We start from the raw sequence: 860 nt of genomic DNA, 5'->3' as shown, positions 1-860 counted from the left end.
TGTCGTCTCCGGTGCCCTCGGTCCGGACGCCCGTGATCCGGTACCGGATGTCGCGCGGCAGGAGCAGTTCACGGGCGTCGGCCGAGGATCCGGTGTAGCCGTTCAGCCAGAGGCCGTGCGTTCCGTCGGGCAGGGTCAGGTGGAGTTGGAAGGGCGCGCGCTCCGATCCGGGTGCCTGTGCTCCCGCTCCCAGGGAGGTCGACAGGAACGCGGAGTCGGTCTGGACCGTCCCCACGAGCGCGTTCAGGTCGTTCGGGTCGTACCCGGTCATGAAGTCGACCGTGTGCAGTCCCCGGTGGGTGGTCAGGGGTTCGGGCAGCGGGTTGCCGGCGATCACCCGGTCGATGAGGCGGACGCGGTCGAGGATGTCGCCGACCGTGGGGAAGCGGCCGTAGGAGTCGCTCAACCGGCCCGCGTAGCCCGCCCGTCGCCTCCAGCGGGCCAGACCCGACGGGGGGTCCGCGGCGTTCACGATGCTCTCGACGAGGTCTCGCTGCGTGTTCGTGAGCTCGTGGCGCCGGTCGAAGGCGCTCTGGATGTCGGCCATCGTCGGCGGTCGCAGACCCGGTCCCGTCAGCTCGTACAGGGCGAAGCCCGGTCTCCCGTCCGCGCGCAGGTCCTGCAGGATCCGCTGTCGGCTCCGGTGGTCCGGGGCCCGCAGGATCCGGTTGTAGAGGTCCCGGTCGGGGTGGGCGTACCTGTCGATCGCGGTCCGCCGGTCGGCGGGCAGGTTCGGGTAGGCGTGGGGGTTGGTGTCGGGGTCGTCGAGGAACTCCTCGCCGTACTCCTCGGCCTCCTCGTCGGTGGCGAAGCGTCGGACGCCGTCCTCGCTGACGGTGCCCGGACGGTGGTCGACGTCG

The 860-nt window shown here is 71.4% G+C and carries 1 protein-coding gene; it reads right to left on the bottom strand.

Going from position 1 to position 860, the window contains the following annotated elements:
- Positions 1–860: ADP-ribosyltransferase (locus D471_RS34265; RefSeq protein WP_040689519.1), on the bottom strand; the 860-nt coding region annotated here is incomplete at both ends.

Origin of the sequence: Nocardiopsis lucentensis DSM 44048 (genome assembly GCF_000341125.1) — a bacterium.
GTDB lineage: Bacteria > Actinomycetota > Actinomycetes > Streptosporangiales > Streptosporangiaceae > Nocardiopsis > Nocardiopsis lucentensis.
This window is presented reverse-complemented; position numbering and strand designations above follow the sequence as displayed.